This window comes from Streptomyces sp. NPDC053673, from assembly GCF_055585225.1.
Genome location: NZ_JBVJKN010000042.1, coordinates 1 through 15542, shown reverse-complemented (window position 1 = coordinate 15542; position 15542 = coordinate 1). Strand labels below are relative to the sequence as shown.

Annotated in this window: 12 protein-coding genes; 4 read left to right on the top strand and 8 right to left on the bottom strand. The window is 70.9% G+C overall.

Annotation, left to right across the window (positions count from 1 at the left end; translation table 11 throughout):
• Positions 1-99 precede the first annotated feature (99 nt).
• From ACZ6ZQ_RS34275 to ACZ6ZQ_RS34255, 5 genes are all read right to left on the bottom strand, one after another.
• Positions 100-1341, bottom strand: a complete 1242-nt coding sequence (locus tag ACZ6ZQ_RS34275) for an amidohydrolase (RefSeq protein WP_469772446.1) — start codon at positions 1339-1341, stop codon at positions 100-102.
• A gap of 397 nt (positions 1342-1738) precedes the next feature.
• Positions 1739-2815: a hypothetical protein gene (locus tag ACZ6ZQ_RS34270; RefSeq protein ID WP_469772421.1), complete on the bottom strand. Its 1077-nt coding sequence runs from the start codon at positions 2813-2815 to the stop codon at positions 1739-1741.
• 5 nt (positions 2816-2820) lie between these two features.
• Positions 2821-3747 (bottom strand): N-acetylneuraminate synthase family protein, encoded by a 927-nt coding sequence (locus ACZ6ZQ_RS34265; protein WP_469772420.1) that lies wholly within the window; start codon positions 3745-3747, stop codon positions 2821-2823.
• A 23-nt stretch (positions 3748-3770) separates the two neighbouring features.
• The gene (locus ACZ6ZQ_RS34260) at positions 3771-5291 is read right to left on the bottom strand and encodes a cytidylyltransferase domain-containing protein (protein WP_469772419.1); all 1521 of its coding nucleotides are present in this window, start codon (positions 5289-5291) and stop codon (positions 3771-3773) included.
• A 32-nt stretch (positions 5292-5323) separates the two neighbouring features.
• Positions 5324-6661: a DUF6716 putative glycosyltransferase gene (locus ACZ6ZQ_RS34255; protein ID WP_469772418.1), complete on the bottom strand. Its 1338-nt coding sequence runs from the start codon at positions 6659-6661 to the stop codon at positions 5324-5326.
• Between the two features lie 187 nt (positions 6662-6848).
• Between ACZ6ZQ_RS34255 and ACZ6ZQ_RS34250 the strand changes: the two genes are divergently transcribed.
• Positions 6849-7847 (top strand): glycosyltransferase family 2 protein, encoded by a 999-nt coding sequence (locus tag ACZ6ZQ_RS34250; RefSeq protein ID WP_469772417.1) that lies wholly within the window; start codon positions 6849-6851, stop codon positions 7845-7847.
• Positions 7847-9187 (top strand): alpha-2,8-polysialyltransferase family protein, encoded by a 1341-nt coding sequence (locus ACZ6ZQ_RS34245; RefSeq protein ID WP_469772416.1) that lies wholly within the window; start codon positions 7847-7849, stop codon positions 9185-9187. Before ACZ6ZQ_RS34250 ends, ACZ6ZQ_RS34245 begins: the two co-directional genes overlap by 1 nt.
• 373 nt (positions 9188-9560) lie before the next feature.
• Here the strand turns inward: ACZ6ZQ_RS34245 and ACZ6ZQ_RS34240 are convergent, their stop codons facing one another.
• Positions 9561-10199, bottom strand: a complete 639-nt coding sequence (locus ACZ6ZQ_RS34240) for a TetR/AcrR family transcriptional regulator C-terminal domain-containing protein (protein ID WP_469772415.1) — start codon at positions 10197-10199, stop codon at positions 9561-9563.
• A gap of 37 nt (positions 10200-10236) precedes the next feature.
• Between ACZ6ZQ_RS34240 and ACZ6ZQ_RS34235 the strand changes: the two genes are divergently transcribed.
• A complete protein-coding gene (locus ACZ6ZQ_RS34235; protein ID WP_469772414.1) occupies positions 10237-11640 on the top strand; it encodes an FAD-dependent oxidoreductase in 1404 nt (467 codons plus the stop codon).
• Positions 11641-11841: 201 nt separating this feature from the next.
• On the opposite strand, the gene ACZ6ZQ_RS34230 is transcribed toward ACZ6ZQ_RS34235, so the two are convergent.
• Both ACZ6ZQ_RS34230 and ACZ6ZQ_RS34225 read right to left on the bottom strand, forming a co-directional pair.
• Positions 11842-12414 (bottom strand): Uma2 family endonuclease, encoded by a 573-nt coding sequence (locus tag ACZ6ZQ_RS34230; RefSeq protein WP_469772445.1) that lies wholly within the window; start codon positions 12412-12414, stop codon positions 11842-11844.
• A gap of 108 nt (positions 12415-12522) precedes the next feature.
• Positions 12523-14103 (bottom strand): acyl-CoA mutase large subunit family protein, encoded by a 1581-nt coding sequence (locus ACZ6ZQ_RS34225; protein ID WP_469772413.1) that lies wholly within the window; start codon positions 14101-14103, stop codon positions 12523-12525.
• A gap of 225 nt (positions 14104-14328) precedes the next feature.
• Here ACZ6ZQ_RS34225 and ACZ6ZQ_RS34220 point away from each other — a divergent pair, with 225 nt between their 5' ends.
• Entirely contained in the window at positions 14329-15144 is an 816-nt protein-coding gene (locus ACZ6ZQ_RS34220; protein WP_469772412.1) for a L,D-transpeptidase family protein, read from the top strand.
• The last annotated feature ends 398 nt before the right edge of the window (positions 15145-15542 follow it).

Sequence of the window (15542 nt, the reverse complement as noted above, 5' to 3'; positions counted from 1 at the left end):
TTTAGCGGCGATCGTAACGCGCGTAGATGTCAGGTAAAGACGTGTTCGACAGCCGTTATCGGATCGTCGCGAAGGACGAACGTAAGATGAACTGTCCGATTACGAACGGTGGTCGTCCAGCAGGGCGGCCGCGGTGAACAACTCGACACCAACCTTGATGGCCTCCTCGTCCACGTCGAAGTCCCCGCGGTGCAGATCGAGCTTCGCGCCCGACCCCGGGGGACGTACCCCGAGACGTGCCATGGCACCCGGGACGTGCTCCAGATACCAGGAGAAGTCCTCGCCGCCGAGGCTCTGCTCGGTGTCCTCGATCGCATGCAGTCCGCGGCGTGCGGACTGGGCGTCCCGCAGCAGCTCGGTGATCACGAGGTCGTTGACCACCGGCGGGACCCCGCGGATGTAGTTGATCTGGGACTTGGCCCGGTGCAGCGTGGCGATCTCGTCGACCGCGGCGTGCACGAGGTCCGGGGCGTCGCGCCAGGCGGGCAGGTCCAGGCAGCGGACGGTGCCGGAGAGCTCGGCGTGCTGCGGGATGACGTTGCAGGCGTGGCCCGATTCGATACGCCCCCAGGTCAGGGCCAGGCCGGAGCGGGTGTCGACACGGCGGGACAGCAGCGCCGGGACCTCGGTGACGATCTTGGCGGCGGCCGTGACGAGGTCGGTGGTCAGATGCGGACGGGCGGTGTGACCGCCGGGGCCGTCGAGGGTGATCTCCAGCCGGTCGCAGGCGGAGGTGATGGGGCCGGGGCGCAGCCCGATCCGGCCCGCGTCCACACGGGGATCGCAGTGCACGGCGATGATCCGGCCCACACCGTCCAGCGCGCCGGACTCGATGGCGTCGGCCGCGCCGCCGGGCAGGACCTCCTCGGCGGGCTGGAAGATCAGCCGGACGGCATGGGGCAGCAGCCCCTGCCGGTCGAGGTCGGCGAGGACCAGTCCGGCGCCGAGCACCGTCGTCGTGTGCACGTCATGACCGCAGGCGTGGGCCCGGTCGGGCACGGTCGAGCGGTACGGCACGCCCGTCTTCGTGTCCGGAATGGGCAGGGCGTCGATGTCGGCGCGGATCGCGAGCATGGGCCGGCCCCGGTCCGGGGTGCCGATGTCACAGATGAGCCCGGTCCCGGTCGAGAGCACCTGCGGTTGCAGCCCGGCGGCCTCCAGCCGCGCGTTGAGCGCGGCGGTGGTGCGGAACTCCTGGTTCCCGAGCTCCGGGTGCATGTGCAAGTCCCGGCGGAAGGCGATGAGTTCGGCACGCAGGGCGTCGGGCAGCGTGCCGGGCAGCGCGTAGTCGCCAGGCACCACAGCTTCGCCGGGTACGCCGGCGTCGGGCTCGCGGGACATCAACTGGTTCACCCGTTGAAGAGTAGGCCCCTTTAAGGCCCAACTAACTCGAGATCAACAAAAGTTCAGCCCGATAGGGGATAGAAAACGCGTCTGACGACGCATGGCTGTCCGTCGGTGTGGGTAAGCTCACCCTCTTCCTGACCACGATATGGACAGCTGGGCGTCCTGTCGCGCTCAGACGCCCGGACGAGGGGCCGGCAAGGGCCTGTCGTTTGGATCAGGCCGGATCAGGGAGCGGGGTCTGGCGCGTGCAGCTGCAAGGCGGAGGAGGAAGTCGACGCGGAGCGTCGGCGACCGACGACAACGCAGCAGATGCGCGCGCCAGGGCACGCGAGCCCGGCAAGATCCGGACGACAGGCCCTACGTCCACCGAACAGGCCCGGAGGGCGGCCTGTCAGGCGGGAGCCGCCAGCCGGTGGACGTCCCTGGCGGTGCCGGTGACCCCCGCGAGGAACCCCTGTGCGCGCGGGGACGCGGTGTCCTTGAGCCACTCCGGCGCGATGTCGCAGACCGCGACCGTCACACCGGTCCCGGCGAGGGCGAGCGGCAGGGTGTGCACGACGGTCGAAGGAAAACTCAGCACGGTACGCCCGATCGGGCCGCGCCGGGCGATCAGCTCCAGGGGCAGATCGGGACGGACGATCTCCAGGCCGGTCTCGGCGGCCAGCCGGTGGAGCTTGTCCGGGGTCTCGCGCCGGTGGGCGAAGTAGCGGGTGGCGCCATGCGTCCTGGCGAGCGCGCCGACGGCCTCGACGTACTGCTCCGGGTCGACCACCCCCGTCTCCACCAGCGAGGTGCCGACGAGGTCGGCGCCCCGGGTGATGCGGGGCGGGCCGAACCGGGAACGGGTCCAGCGGAACTGGTTGGCGGTGACCGTGATGCCCTCCGGGGCGTCCACGGGCATCGCGGTGAAGACCTCGACCTCACGGGAGCGCGACGGCGTGAGCCGGCGCCGGGCGGCCGCCGAGACCGGCGCGAGCACGAGCTCACGCGGGCCGCGGCGGCCACGCCGGTGCCAGCGGACCAGCCGTTCGCCGCGCGCGAGCTGCGCGACGAACTCCATGGTCGCGGTGCCGTCGTCGACCACCGTCAGCTGCCGGGTGCGCACCAGGGTCAGCAGGAGCTGTACGTAACGGGAGAACGGGTCGCCTATGACGATCCGCTCGGCCCGGCGCAGCGCCGGGCCCAGATCACGCACCGTCCGCACGACCGCGTCCGCACCGCCACGGGCCTCCTGCCAGCGCACCGCGAACCCTTCGTCGCGGGCCAGCTCTGCCATCCGGCGAAGCTGGCCCCGCGACATGGGGTCGGTGGGCGACAGGACGACGACCGTCAGGTCGGCGGCACGCCCCGACCGGGTGCGCGTGGACGCCGGTCCCGGCTGCGCCGGGACACCGGACAGCGCGGGGGTGTGTGCCCACTCCAGGACGTTCAGCAGCTGGACCGGGCTCTCGACGAAGGCGAGATCCATGGTCGTCAGACCGCGACCGGCTCGGTCTGCTCGGCTCCGGCCTCGGCGACGACGCCCGCGACGCGGCGGAGCTTCTTCATCGGGGCGAGCTCGGAGTCGTACACCTTCTTGACGCCGTCACCGAGAGCGGTCTCGATGGTGCGGATGTCGCGGACGAGGCGCTGCAGACCGCCCGGCTCGACGGAGGCGGCCTGATCGGAGCCCCACATGGCGCGGTCGAGGGTGATGTGGCGCTCGACGAACGCGGCGCCGAGGGCGACGGCGGCGAGGGTGGTCTGCAGGCCGGTCTCGTGGCCGGAGTAGCCGATCGGGACGTTCGGGTACTCGGCCTGCAGGGTGTTGATGACGCGAAGGTTGAGCTCCTCGGCCTTGGCCGGGTACGTCGACGTGGCGTGGCAGAGCAGGATGTTGTCGCTGCCGAGCACCTCGACCGCGTGCCGGATCTGCTTCGGCGTCGACATACCGGTGGAGAGGATGACCGTCTTGCCGGTGGCGCGCAGGGCGCCCAGCAGCTCGTCGTCCGTGAGGGAGGCGGAAGCGACCTTGTGGGCCGGGACGTCGAACTTCTCCAGGAAGGCGACGGCCTCGGTGTCCCACGGGGAGGCGAACCAGTCGATGCCCCGCTTCTTGCAGTGCTCGTCGATCTGGAGGTACTCGTCCTCGCCGAACTCCACGCGGTGGCGGTAGTCGATGTACGTCATCCGGCCCCAGGGCGTGTCACGCTCGATGTCCCACTGGTCGCGCGGGGTGCAGATCTCCGGGGTGCGCTTCTGGAACTTGACCGCGTCACAGCCGGCGTCGGCGGCGGCGTCGATCAGCGCGAACGCGTTGTTCAGGTCGCCGTTGTGGTTGATGCCGATCTCGCCGGTCACGTAGACGGGGTGGCCGGGGCCCGCGGTCTTGCTGCCGAGGGTGCGCAGACGGGAGTTCATGTGGGGTTCCTTACGGGTTCGGCTTACAGGGCGGGGGTGGTGAGGGTGGGACCGAGAAGCCAGGTGGCGATCTCCCGGATCGCGCCGGCGCCACCGGGTGTGGCGGTGACGGCGCGGGCGGCGGCGCGCACCGAGTCGTGCGCGCTCGCGACGGCGACGGGCCAGCCGACGAGCCCGAAGCAGGGCAGGTCGTTGACGTCGTTACCGGCGTAGAGGACCCGCTCGGGCGCGACCGCGTGCTCCTCGCACCACTGCTTGAGGGCGAGGTCCTTGCGGTCGATGCCGTGCAGCACGGGGATGTTCAGCTTGCGCGCGCGTGCCGCGACAACGGGGTTCTGTTCGGTGGAGAGGATCAGCAGCTTCAGCCCGGAGCGGCGCAGCGCCGCGATGCCGAGGCCGTCGCCGCGGTGGACGGCGACCAGTTCGCGGCCGTCCGCGTCGATGAGGACGCGGTCGTCGGTCTGGGTGCCGTCGAAGTCGAGGACGACGGCGTCGACGTCCTCCCTGGTGGGTACGGGCGCCGGGTCTCGCCCCTGTCCGGCCGATCCTGCCGGGCTCGCGTGCCCTGGCACGCACATCTGCTGCTCCCCCTGGGCCCTGTGGGCCCGGGAGGTGCCCCCAGTCGTCGGTCGCCGACTCCCCCGTAGCCCTTCGGGCACGGGAGGTACCCCCACCGCGTCGCCCGCGGCGTCAGCCGCTGATGTCACAGCCTCCTCCGCCTTGCAGCTGCACGCACCAGACCCCGCTCCCTGATCCGGCCCGACCGGCCGGAAAGGGTCGAGCAGCGGCGCGAGCGCGCGGGCCCGGGCGAGATCGTGCGGATCGTCGATCTCCAGGACCCGTGCGGGGTCGGTCTCGACGAGCGCGGTCCGCCCGAAGAAGCGGTGTCCGTGCGTACGGAAGCCGCCGGCCTCCATCGCGTACGCGGCACCGGTCTCGACGAAGTCCTCGGGCCGGTCCTGGCGGCGGGGGCGGTACGACTTGTCGTGGTTGACGCCCTGGCCGTCCTCGACGGGGGCCGCGGCGGCCTGCTCCGCCGGATGCGGCTGGGCCGGGACCCCGACGGGCAGCGCGGCGGGGGTGCGGCGCCAGACGAAGGCGTGGAAGGGGGCGACGGTCACCGCCGTGTCCGCGCCGTCCTCCACGACCGCGGAGGCGACCCCGTCGATGTCGTCGCTGGTGATGAAGGGGCTGGTGCACTGGACGAGGAGGACCACGTCGACCGGGCGGCCGTGGATCGCCTCGTGGACGTCCATCGCGTGGAGCACGGCGGACTCACTGGTCGCGGTGTCGCCGGCGATGGCCGCCGGCCGCTGCACACACTGCACTCTGTCGGCTGCGCCGACGGCGGCTCCCGCAGCGCGGGCCGCGTCCGCGATCGCCGCGTCGTCGGTGGAGACCACCACGTGCGTGACCAGGCGGGCGCCCGTGCAGGCCCGGACGGCGCGGGCGACGAGCGGGATACCGCCGACCGCGGCGAGGTTCTTGCCGGGCACGCCCTTGGAGCCGCCCCTGGCGGGGATCACGGCGAGGACGGTGGTCATGGGGTGGGGCTCCTTCGGTGCCTTCAGGGGGTTCACAGTTCGCCCATGCGGCGGATGACAGGGGCGACGCGCTGCACGCCGTGGCGGTACGCGCCGCGCGCCGCCCCCCGCACCGTGTCGCGCACCATGCGGCGCACGCCGGTGAGTTCCTTCGCCGGGGCCGCGCCGGGCAGCGGGGTGCCGTCCGCGGCGAGGTGGTGGCGGGCGAGGATGCCCGGCAGATAGCCGGGCGCGGTGGCGGGGGTGTAGTAGGGGCTGAGGGGCGGGAGGTCCGGCTGCCGCAGCAGCTCCGCGACCCGCTTGCGTGCCTCGTCGAAGGCCGTCTCGTACGCCCCGTCCGCGGCGACGCCCTGCCGGGCCAGCCAGTCCTCGTCCGGCTGCGGCCGGTGGCCGCCGTCGAGGTGGTCCCAGGAGGTGAGCAGTCCGGAGCCGAGGAAGTGGTGGTTGCCGAGTGCTTCGCGCACCCCGAGGTCGGTGAGGACCGCGGTGGGGATGCGCCGGTGGAGGGACTCGAGCGCAGCCGTGGAGGAGACGGTGACCAGCAGGTCGGTGCGGTCGAGGACCTCTCCCATGTGCCCGTACACGAGGCTGAAGTTGGGCGGAAGTCCGCCGGGGAGCTTGTCGGCGAGCTTCTGGTAGGGCAGTTCCTCCAGGTGCGTGGTGTGCTCGCCGGGCTTGGAGCGCAGCTTGAGCAGGACCTCGCGGGAGGGGTGGAGCCGGGCGTGCTCGACGAGCCGCCGCAGCAGATACGTGCGGTCGGCGCGGCTCTCCGGTACGGACGGCTGGACGGCGAAGACGACCGTGTCCCGCCCCTCCTGCCGCTCGTACGGTGCGCCGCCGAGGAAGGGCAGTGCCGCCTCGGTGACCGAGGAGGCATCGGCGCCCACACCCTCGTACACCGCACGGAAACGGTCCGCGTCGTGGCGGGAGTTGGCGAGGACGATGTCCGCCCCGTGGCGCAGCAGCAGTCCGTCGGCGAGCTTCTCGTAGACGACGCCGACATAGCCGGTGACCAGCACGGGCCTGCGCGGCAACCGCAGGGCGGCCAGTCCGTGCAGCATCGCCTGCACGGCGCCGCCGACGAGGGCGAGGACGACCATGTCGTACCCCTCGTCGCGTATCGCGCGCAGGAACTCGGCGCCGGTGACTTCGCGCAGGGAGTCGGCTGCGACCCCGACCTCGGCGAGCTGGCGCGCGGTGGGCGTCGCCCGGCCCCGCAGCAGAAAGCCCGTCAGCACGGCGTGTTCGGCCGGGCCGTCCGGTGCCTCCTCCGCGGCTATCCGGCGCGCGGTGAGCGCACCCCATTTCCATCGGGTGTCGGAGTCGGCGAGCACGGCGACGCGCAGCGACTGGCTGGTACTTGATGGCACGCCGAGGACGTTAGAAAGGCATTCGGTTTGGCGGCCCAACTGGACAGCAACAAATGGTTAACAGCGGGTCGACGAATCGAGATAAAGCCTATGGATCGGACCGGTTAACAAATCCGCCGCACCCTGTTCACCCGCTGTCCCTCCCGCGGCCAGAATGAATGCCGGGCTCGCGCTTAGTGTCCGACGGGTGGTCAAGCTCTCCGTCATCGTGCCGTTCTACAACGTGCAGTCATATGCACCCGACACTCTCAGGAGTCTGCGCGCGAACGCCCGTGAGGACTTCGAATTCCTGCTCGTCGACGACTGCTCGACCGACGGGACGCCGGGGATCCTGGAGCGCGCGGAACGCGAACTTCCGGGCGCGGTGCTGATCAGACACGAACAGAACGCCGGGCTGGCCACCGCCCGGAACACCGGGCTGGACGCGGCCCGCGGCGAGTACCTCACCTTCCTCGACGGCGACGACTGGCTGGCGCCCGGCCACTACGAGCGGCTGCTCTCCGCCATCGAGGACCTGGGCTGCGACTTCGTCCGCACCGACCATGTCCAGTGCACGGCCCGCGACCGCAAGGTCTTCCGGGTGCCGGTGGGCCGCCGGGGCGAGGTGCTGCGGCCGCGTGACGCGATCCTGCCGGCCGACCGCACCACCTCCGTCGACTATCCGATGGCCTGGGCCGGCATCTACCGGCGCAAGCTCCTCGACCAGGGCCTGCTGCACTTCACGGACGGGCTGCGGACGGCCGAGGACCGGCCGTGGATCTGGCGGCTGCACCGCGGGGCGGAGTCCTTCGCCGCGGTGAGCCTGCTCGGGATCTTCTACCGGCGCGGTGTCGCCGCGTCGCTGACACAGATCGGCGACATCCGGCAGCTCGATTTCATCAGGGCTTTCGACCAGGTGATCGAAGAAACGGCAAAGGACCCGGATTCCGACCGACTGTTGCCAAAAGCCGTCCGAACATACTGTGCCCTTATTTCCCATCACTTGGGATCAGCTGAGAGGTACGAACCCGCCGTGGCCCGGAAATTGCGTTCGCTGAGTGCGGCGGCGCTGCGGCGGATGCCGCAGGACATTCTGAAGGACGCGCTCGGCTCGATGGACGCCGAGCGGGCGTCCCGGCTGCGCAGGCTGCGCCGCCGGACCATGGTGGCACCGGCCGGCTCCGGCGCGACGGGGGCGGCGGCCTGATGCGTACGACTCAGATCTTCTTCGCTTCCACCCTGTACGGCGCGACCACGCTGGCCGCGGCGCTCGACAGTGGCTGCTTCGAGCCGGCGGACCGACGGCTGCTGCTGGTCAGCAACAACGCGGCGGTACCGGAGACGACGCCCGCGCTCGACGAGATGCCGGGCTTCGAGCAGCTTCGCGGACGGTTCGACGGCGTGCTGTCCTGGAACGAGGCGATCGACCCGCTCCACCCGAGCGGCTGGACACCGCGGCCGGACGATGTCCCGATGCTGGAGCGGCATCTGCGGACGCTGTGGGGTCTCGGCGACGACCGGATCGAGCTGGCTGTGGAGTCCATCCAGGTCAGCCCGGCACTGGCGGTCGCCCAGCTGTTCCCGGACGCGCGGCTCGATGTGTACGCGGACGGGCTGATGAGCTACGGCCCGACGCGGAACAAGATCGACCCGCTGGTCGGCGAGCGGGTGCGCAGGCTGCTGCATCTGGATCTGGTGCCCGGACTGGAGCCGCTGCTGCTGGCGGAGTTCGGGGCGAAGCCGCGGCTGGTGCCCGCGGAGGCGTTCACCAAGGTCGTCGAGGAACTGGCCGAGGGTACGGGCGAGTTGCCCGTACCCGGCGGCTCGAACGGGTCCGCCGTCGGCGCGCCTGCGGCACTGTTGCTCGGGCAGTACCTCGCGGCGCTGGACATCCTCACCGCCGAGGAGGAGGAGACGCTGCACCTGCGGATGGTGCGGGGCGCGGTCGCGCTCGGCCACCGGCGCCTCGTCTTCAAACCGCATCCGGTGGCCCCGGCGGCCTGGTCGCGGGCGCTGGAGCAGGAGGCGGTGCGGCTGGGTGCGGAACTGACCGTGCTGGAGCAGCCGTTGCTGGCCGAGGTGCTGTACCAGGAGGTCAAGCCCGCGCTGGTGGTGGGCTGTTTCTCGACGGCGCTGCTGACGGCGAGCACGTTCTACGGCATCCCGGTGGCGAGGATCGGCACCGAGCCGCTGCTCGACCGGCTCACCCCGTACCAGAACAGCAACCGGGTACCGCTCACGATCGTCGACGCGCTGGTGCCGGATCTGGAGGCCCGGGCGTCGGGGGCGCCGCGCGCCGTGGACGACGAGCTCCAGGGGCTCGTCCGGGCGGTCGGCTTCGCGATGCAGCCGAAGATCCGCGCGGATCTCCGCAAGCCGGCGGAGACGTATCTGGCGGCCCACCTCTCGCCGGGCACCTGGCGCTACTTCAAGCGCCGCCGTCTGACGGTGCTGGGCCTGCCGGGGGGCGTCCCGGTGCCCCGCAACGCGACGGTCCGCCGGGTCGCGCGTCGCGTGCGGCGACTGAAGCGCGCGGCGCTGGGCTGAGGCAACCGGGGCTCCGCCCCCGGACCCCGCTCCGCGATCTCCTCGACGCCAACAGGCCGCGGCGTCGGATGCCTGGGGTCCCCCTGGACGAGTGGGTCCTGTCTCCCGCCTGCTCCGCGCTCCGGGCGGACGACGGGAGTCAGGACCTACTCGTCCAGGCCCGGAGGGCCGAGGGGACGCATCGCAAGGCGGTGGGGGCGCCTCCCAGCGGCAGCTGGGGGAATGCGCCTCGTACCGGCGCACTCGGGCGCCTCCGACAACGCAGCAAAGTGCCGTAGCTGGGGGTACTCCCCCTGGCTCCACCGGGGGCACCTCCACCCAGGCGAAGCCCTGGGGGAGCGTCGCGGCCCCGACAAGACCGCCCTGACAGGACCTACGGAAGAAACACCGCTCCGATCCCCGCCACCACCGCCGCCAGGCCCGTCTCGAAGCCCTCGTCGCGGTGGGCGAAGATCTCGAAACCGGCGTCCACGGCGAGCGGATGGCCGGCCAGACGTTCGGCCCGGGCCTCCAGGTCATAGCCCTCGGGCCCATTGACCGGCCCCGGGCCCATCGCCTGCTCCTCGATCACATGGCCGATCGTGTAGCTGTACGCGGTGAACCACGCCCGCGCGGCCGCCGCCGGCGTGAAGCCCGCCTCGGTCAGGGCCCGCAGATGCGCCTCCATGGGCGCCACATAACTTGTGTCGGTGAAGTGCGTGCCGCTGTAGACCTTCGCTCCGTCGCGGTAGCGCAGCAGATGCGCGCGCAATCCGCGCATCGCCGAGGTGAGGCTCTCGCGCCAGTCCCCCGACAGCGACTCGGTCAGCTCGGCGGACATCCGCCTGAGCATCTCCGTCGCCATCTCGTCGAGCAGCGCCTGTTTGTCCTTGAAGTGCCAGTACAGGGCTGGCGCCTTGACGTCCAGCTCGTTGGCGATGGCGCGCAGCGTCAGCCCTTCCAGACCCACCTCGTTCAGCAGTCGGAGCGCCGTGTCCGCGACCCTCGCGCGGTCGATCTTCGTTGGTCCCACCTTGACAGTTTAACGCCGTTAAGGGCACTCTCCCGACATGGAACTTAACAGCGTTAAGGAAATGGACGTCCTCATCGTCGGCGCCGGCCCCACTGGCCTCGCCCTCGCCGTCGACCTCGCCCGCCGCGGCGTCGGCGCGCTCGTCGTCGAGAAGGCGGACGGCCTGTTCCCCGGCTCACGGGGCAAGGGGCTCCAGCCCCGCACGATGGAGGTCTTCGACGATCTCGGTGTCGTCGGCCCGGTCCTCGCGGCGGGCGGACGGGCGCCGCTGGGCCTGCTCTGGAAGGACGGCGAGCGCCTGGAGGAGCACGACATGTTCGACCGGGCCGAGCCGACGGACGCCGAGCCGTACGGGGAGCCGTGGCTGCTGCCGCAGTGGCGCACCCAGGAGATCCTGCTCGCCCGGCTCCGCGAGCTCGGCGGCGATGTGGCCTTCGGCCAGGAGGTCATCGGGATCGCGCAGGACGTCGACGGAGTCACGGCGCGGCTGCGGTCCGGCACGGTCGTCCGCGCGCGGTACGCCGTCGCCGCGGACGGCGGTCGCAGCACGGTGCGCGCGGTCCTCGGCATCGGCATGGACGGCGAGAGCGTCGACCCCTCGCCGATGCTGGTAACGGACGTCCGCATCCCGGATCTCGACCGGGACAACTGGCACATGTTCGGCGGGGAGGGCGGCTACACGGCGATCTGCCCGCTGCCCGGCACCGAGGACTTCCAGCTCGTCGCGCAGTTCGTCACGGGCACACCGGACACCGATGCGGAGTCGGTACGCGCCCTGGTCGCCGAGCGCACCCATCTGACGGCGGACCAGGTCACCGAAGTGCGCTGGGCCTCGGACTTCCGTCCGCGCGCGGCCCTCGCCGAGCGGTTCCGCGACGGCCGGATCTTCCTGGCCGGAGACGCCGCCCACGTCCACTCCCCCGCCGGCGGCCAGGGCCTCAACACCAGCATCCAGGACGCCTACAACCTGGGCTGGAAGCTCGGCCAGGTGCTGCGCGAGGGTGCACCGACCGCACTGCTCGACACCTACGAGGAGGAGCGCAGGCCCATCGCGGCGGACATGCTCGGCCTGTCCACCCGCATCCACCGGGGCGAGGCGAAGCGCGGCAGCACCACGCGTCAGCTCGGGCTCGGCTACCGCGGCGGCCCGCTCGCCACCGGCTCCGCGGGCGCGCTCACGGCGGGCGACCGCGCCCCGGACGGCCTCCTCGCGGACGGCTCCCGGCTCTTCGACGTCTTCCGCGGGCCGCACTTCACGCTGCTCGCGGTGGGTACGGACGCGGAGCTTCCGCCGCTGCCCGGCCCGGTGCACATCCACCGGACCGAGCCGTACGAGGCGTACGGCAAGGGCCTCTTCCTCATCCGCCCCGACGGCTACGTCGGCTGGGCGGGCGAGCAAGGGGCGGGGCTCGGCGACTACCTCGCGAAGGTCACGGGTTAGGGCGTGTTTCAGAAGTAGCGCCGTCCGCCCGAAGGGCGGGCCTCGCGGCGTCTGGTGCGTGCAATCGCAAGGCGGTGGGGGCACCTCCCAGCGGTAGCTGGGGGAGATCGCCCTCGTACTGGACGTACTTGGGCGACTCCGACAACACCGCGAGTGTGCGTGCCAGGCGTCGCGGGGCAGGCGGGACTTCTGAAACACGCCCTAGTCGTCGCCGTCGAGCAGCCGGTCGGCGGACACCTTCAGCGCGACGCCGACCGAGTCGGGCAAGGGAACGGACATGCCGCGTTTGTACGTCGCGCAGACGCGGTACTCGTCGCCGTCCGGGTCGGTGTGCACCAGGACCCGGTCGTGCTTGCGGTCCACGACCACGTACACCGGAATCTCGGCTCTGGCGTAGGTCTCCACCTTGATGATCACGTCATTCGACCAATTGGTGGACGTCACTTCCAGGACCAGGCGGAAGACGTGCGGCGCGTAGCAGTTCTTCTCGACGAGCGCGTCCTTGTAGTCGACGTCGACGAGTGACAGATCGGGTACCGCGTAGTCATCCGGTCCTGTGGGCAGCCACAGGCCGATGCCCTGCAGGTACTTGACACCCGCCTTTCGCGCACCGGCTCGGTAGAACTCCTCGATGAGCCACGACAGCGTCTCCTGGTGCGCCCCATCCGGCGGCGGTGTCACAACAATGCTCCCGTTGAGGATCTCCACCCGGTGCCCGGGCAACTCGTCCCAGAGGCGATCGGCAGCATCAGCAAGCGACGTCTCGTGCATCATCACAGCCACGGCACCCTCCTTTCGGGAAGCACTCTCCACGAGCGTATCCCCCGCCGCGCGCATTCCTCCCATGATCACTCGTACGGGTATCCACCCACCGGCGCGCGCTCAGAACGCGCCGCCCGGGACGTACGTCCCCCACACCTCGCGCAGCGCGTTGCACACCTCGCCGACGGTGGCCCGCGCCCGCAGCGCCTCCTTCATCGGGTAGAGCACGTTGTCCGCGCCCCCGGCGGCCTTCTTCAGCTCGGCGAGCGCCGTTTCGACGGCCGCCCCGTCGCGCTCCGCACGCAGCTTCGTCAGCCGATCGGCCTGCTGCGCCTCGATCGCGGGGTCGACGCGGAGCGGCTCGTACGGCTCCTCCTCGTCGAGGGTGAAGCGGTTCACACCGACGACGACACGCTCGCCGCTGTCCGTCTCCTGCGCGATGCGGTACGCGTTGCGCTCGATCTCGTCCTTCTGGAAGCCGCGCTCGATGGCGTTGACCGCTCCGCCCAGCTCCTCCACCTTCGCCATCAGCTCCAGCGCCGCGGCCTCCACGCCGTCCGTCATGTTCTCGACGACGTACGAGCCGGCGAACGGGTCGACGGTCGCGGTGACGTCGGTCTCGTAGGCGAGGACCTGCTGGGTGCGCAGGGCGAGCCGGGCCGACTTGTCGGTCGGCAGCGCGATGGCCTCGTCGAAGGAGTTGGTGTGCAGCGACTGGGTGCCGCCGAGGACGGCCGCGAGGCCCTGGACGGCGACGCGGACCAGGTTCACCTCGGGCTGCTGGGCGGTGAGCTGCACGCCGGCGGTCTGGGTGTGGAAGCGCAGCATCAGCGACTTGGGGTTCTTGGCGCCGAACTCGTCCCGCATCACGCGCGCCCAGATCCGGCGCGCTGCACGGAACTTCGCAACCTCCTCCAGGATCGTCGTACGCGCGACGAAGAAGAAGGACAGCCGGGGCGCGAAGTCATCCACGTCCATCCCCGCCGCCACGGCCGTTCGGACGTACTCGATACCGTCCGCAAGGGTGAATGCGATCTCCTGCGCGGGCGAGGCCCCGGCCTCCGCCATGTGATAGCCGGAGATCGAGATCGTGTTCCACTTCGGGATCTCGGCCTTGCAGTACTTGAAGATGTCGGCGATCAGCCGCAGCGAGGGCTTGGGCGGGAAGATGTAGGTGCCGCGGGCGATGTACTCCTTGAGCACGTCGTTCTGGATGGTGCCGGTCAGCTTGTCCGCCGGGACGCCCTGTTCCTCGCCGACGAGTTGGTAGAGGAGCAGCAGCAGCGCGGCGGGGGCGTTGATCGTCATCGACGTGGAGACCTTGTCCAGCGGGATCCCGCCGAACAGCACCCGCATGTCGTCGATCGAGTCGATGGCGACACCGACCTTGCCGACCTCGCCGTGCGAGATCGGGGCGTCCGAGTCGTGGCCCATCTGGGTCGGCAGGTCGAAGGCGACGGACAGGCCCATCGTGCCGTTGGCGATGAGCTGCCTGTAGCGGGCGTTGGACTCGACGGCGGTACCGAAGCCGGCGTACTGACGCATGGTCCAGGGACGGCCCGTGTACATGGACGGATAGACACCGCGCGTAAAGGGGTATGCGCCGGGCTCCCCCAGCTTCTCGGCCGGTTCCCACCCCTTCAGGGACCCCGGTCCGTAAACCGGCTCGATGGGCAGTCCCGACTCCGACTCGCGCGCCATATGCTGTGCCTCCCGCTGGAGCTGCTGCTGAAGTTACTTCCCAGTAATGACCCTCGCGACGGACTGTACCGGCGGCCGTGCGGCCGATGGAGCACCGCACGCCGGGACCTTCCTCACAGGATGCTCCACCGTTCGCAACCAAGCGCTCCCGGGAAGCATCCCTACTCACACACGACCGCCCGGGGGGCACCTATGCACCGTACGTCCGTCTTGCACAGATCGCTCATGGCCGCCGTGGCCGTGGCCCTGGTCACCGGCTGCACCGCTCAGGCGACGGGCAGCGGGGCCGCCGCGTCACCGGCCGCCTCGGGCGCGTCCTCCAAGGCCCCTGGCTCCGAGGCCACTCCGGTGACGGACGACAAGCCGAGCGCCTCCCCGGCCACGGCGAAGCCCAGCCCCTCGAAGCCGCCGAAGGTGCTGATGGCGGAGGGGACGGAGAACGAGCAGGTCCGCGAATTGCAGGCACGGCTCCGGCAGATCGGCTACTTCCACCGCAGCCCCACCGCGTTCTACGGGTCGATGACGTCGAAGGCGGTCAGCAGCTTCCAGTCGAAGCGAGGGCTGCCCAGGACCGGCACGGTCGACGAGGTCACCTGGCAGGCGCTCACCGCCATGACCAGCCGGCCGACCGCGGCCGAGCTGCATCCGCCGACGACGAACACACTGGACAAGCCCGACGCGCGCTGCATGACGGGCCGGGTGCTGTGCATCAGCAAGGAGAGCAGGACGCTCGCCTGGATGATCGACGGCAGGGTCGTCGCGGCGATGGACGTGCGTTTCGGCTCGGAGAACACGCCGACCCGTGAAGGAACGTTCAGCGTGGGCTGGAAGGCCAAGAAGTGGGAGTCGACGATCTATCACACGCCGATGCCGTACGCGATGTTCTTCAGCGGCGGCCAGGCGGTGCACTACTCCGCGGACTTCGCAGCCCGCGGCTACAACGGCGCCTCGCACGGCTGCGTCAACGTCCGGGACAAGAGCAAGCTCGCGTCGGTCTTCGACCAGGTGAAGGTCGGCGACAAGGTCGTCGTCCACTGGTGACCCAGGGCGAGTGAGGAGGCGCGGGCGGGACCGGGGGAACGTGCCCCGCCCGCGCCTGTGTGCGCCGAGCCGTAGGTACGGGGGGAACCCCGGCTCTGGCACGGCCGATGACCAGTCGGCTCACTTACTACTGCGTCGTTCAGCCGAAAAACGTCACACCTGGCTGGAAGTTTTTCTAGAAAGAAGAAACCCGCAGGTCAGGAGGGTGAGACCGGGAGCGCGGGCGCGGCGCGGGCCGGAGGCCCGGCAGCGAGGTCGCCGCGTCCGGGCGCGGCGGCACCCCGAGAGCGGGGCGGTCCGGGGCCTAGTGCCGCGACCGGCAATGTCTGCCCGTCGAGGAGCGTCGTCCGGTGCATGGGGTCTCCCCAGGCCCGCAGGGCCGAGGGGAAGCATCGCAA

Excerpts from the sequence above, each read along its gene's own strand:
- ACZ6ZQ_RS34275 (WP_469772446.1), bottom strand. The coding sequence starts at position 1,341 with ATGTCCCGCGAGCCCGACGCCGGCGTACCCGGCGAAGCTGTGGTGCCT.
- ACZ6ZQ_RS34270 (WP_469772421.1), bottom strand. The coding sequence starts at position 2,815 with ATGGATCTCGCCTTCGTCGAGAGCCCGGTCCAGCTGCTGAACGTCCTG.
- ACZ6ZQ_RS34265 (WP_469772420.1), bottom strand. The coding sequence starts at position 3,747 with ATGAACTCCCGTCTGCGCACCCTCGGCAGCAAGACCGCGGGCCCCGGC.
- ACZ6ZQ_RS34260 (WP_469772419.1), bottom strand. The coding sequence starts at position 5,291 with ATGACCACCGTCCTCGCCGTGATCCCCGCCAGGGGCGGCTCCAAGGGC.
- ACZ6ZQ_RS34245 (WP_469772416.1), top strand. The coding sequence starts at position 7,847 with ATGCGTACGACTCAGATCTTCTTCGCTTCCACCCTGTACGGCGCGACC.
- ACZ6ZQ_RS34235 (WP_469772414.1), top strand. The coding sequence starts at position 10,237 with ATGGAACTTAACAGCGTTAAGGAAATGGACGTCCTCATCGTCGGCGCC.
- ACZ6ZQ_RS34230 (WP_469772445.1), bottom strand. The coding sequence starts at position 12,414 with ATGATGCACGAGACGTCGCTTGCTGATGCTGCCGATCGCCTCTGGGAC.
- ACZ6ZQ_RS34225 (WP_469772413.1), bottom strand. The coding sequence starts at position 14,103 with ATGGCGCGCGAGTCGGAGTCGGGACTGCCCATCGAGCCGGTTTACGGA.
- ACZ6ZQ_RS34220 (WP_469772412.1), top strand. The coding sequence starts at position 14,329 with ATGGCCGCCGTGGCCGTGGCCCTGGTCACCGGCTGCACCGCTCAGGCG.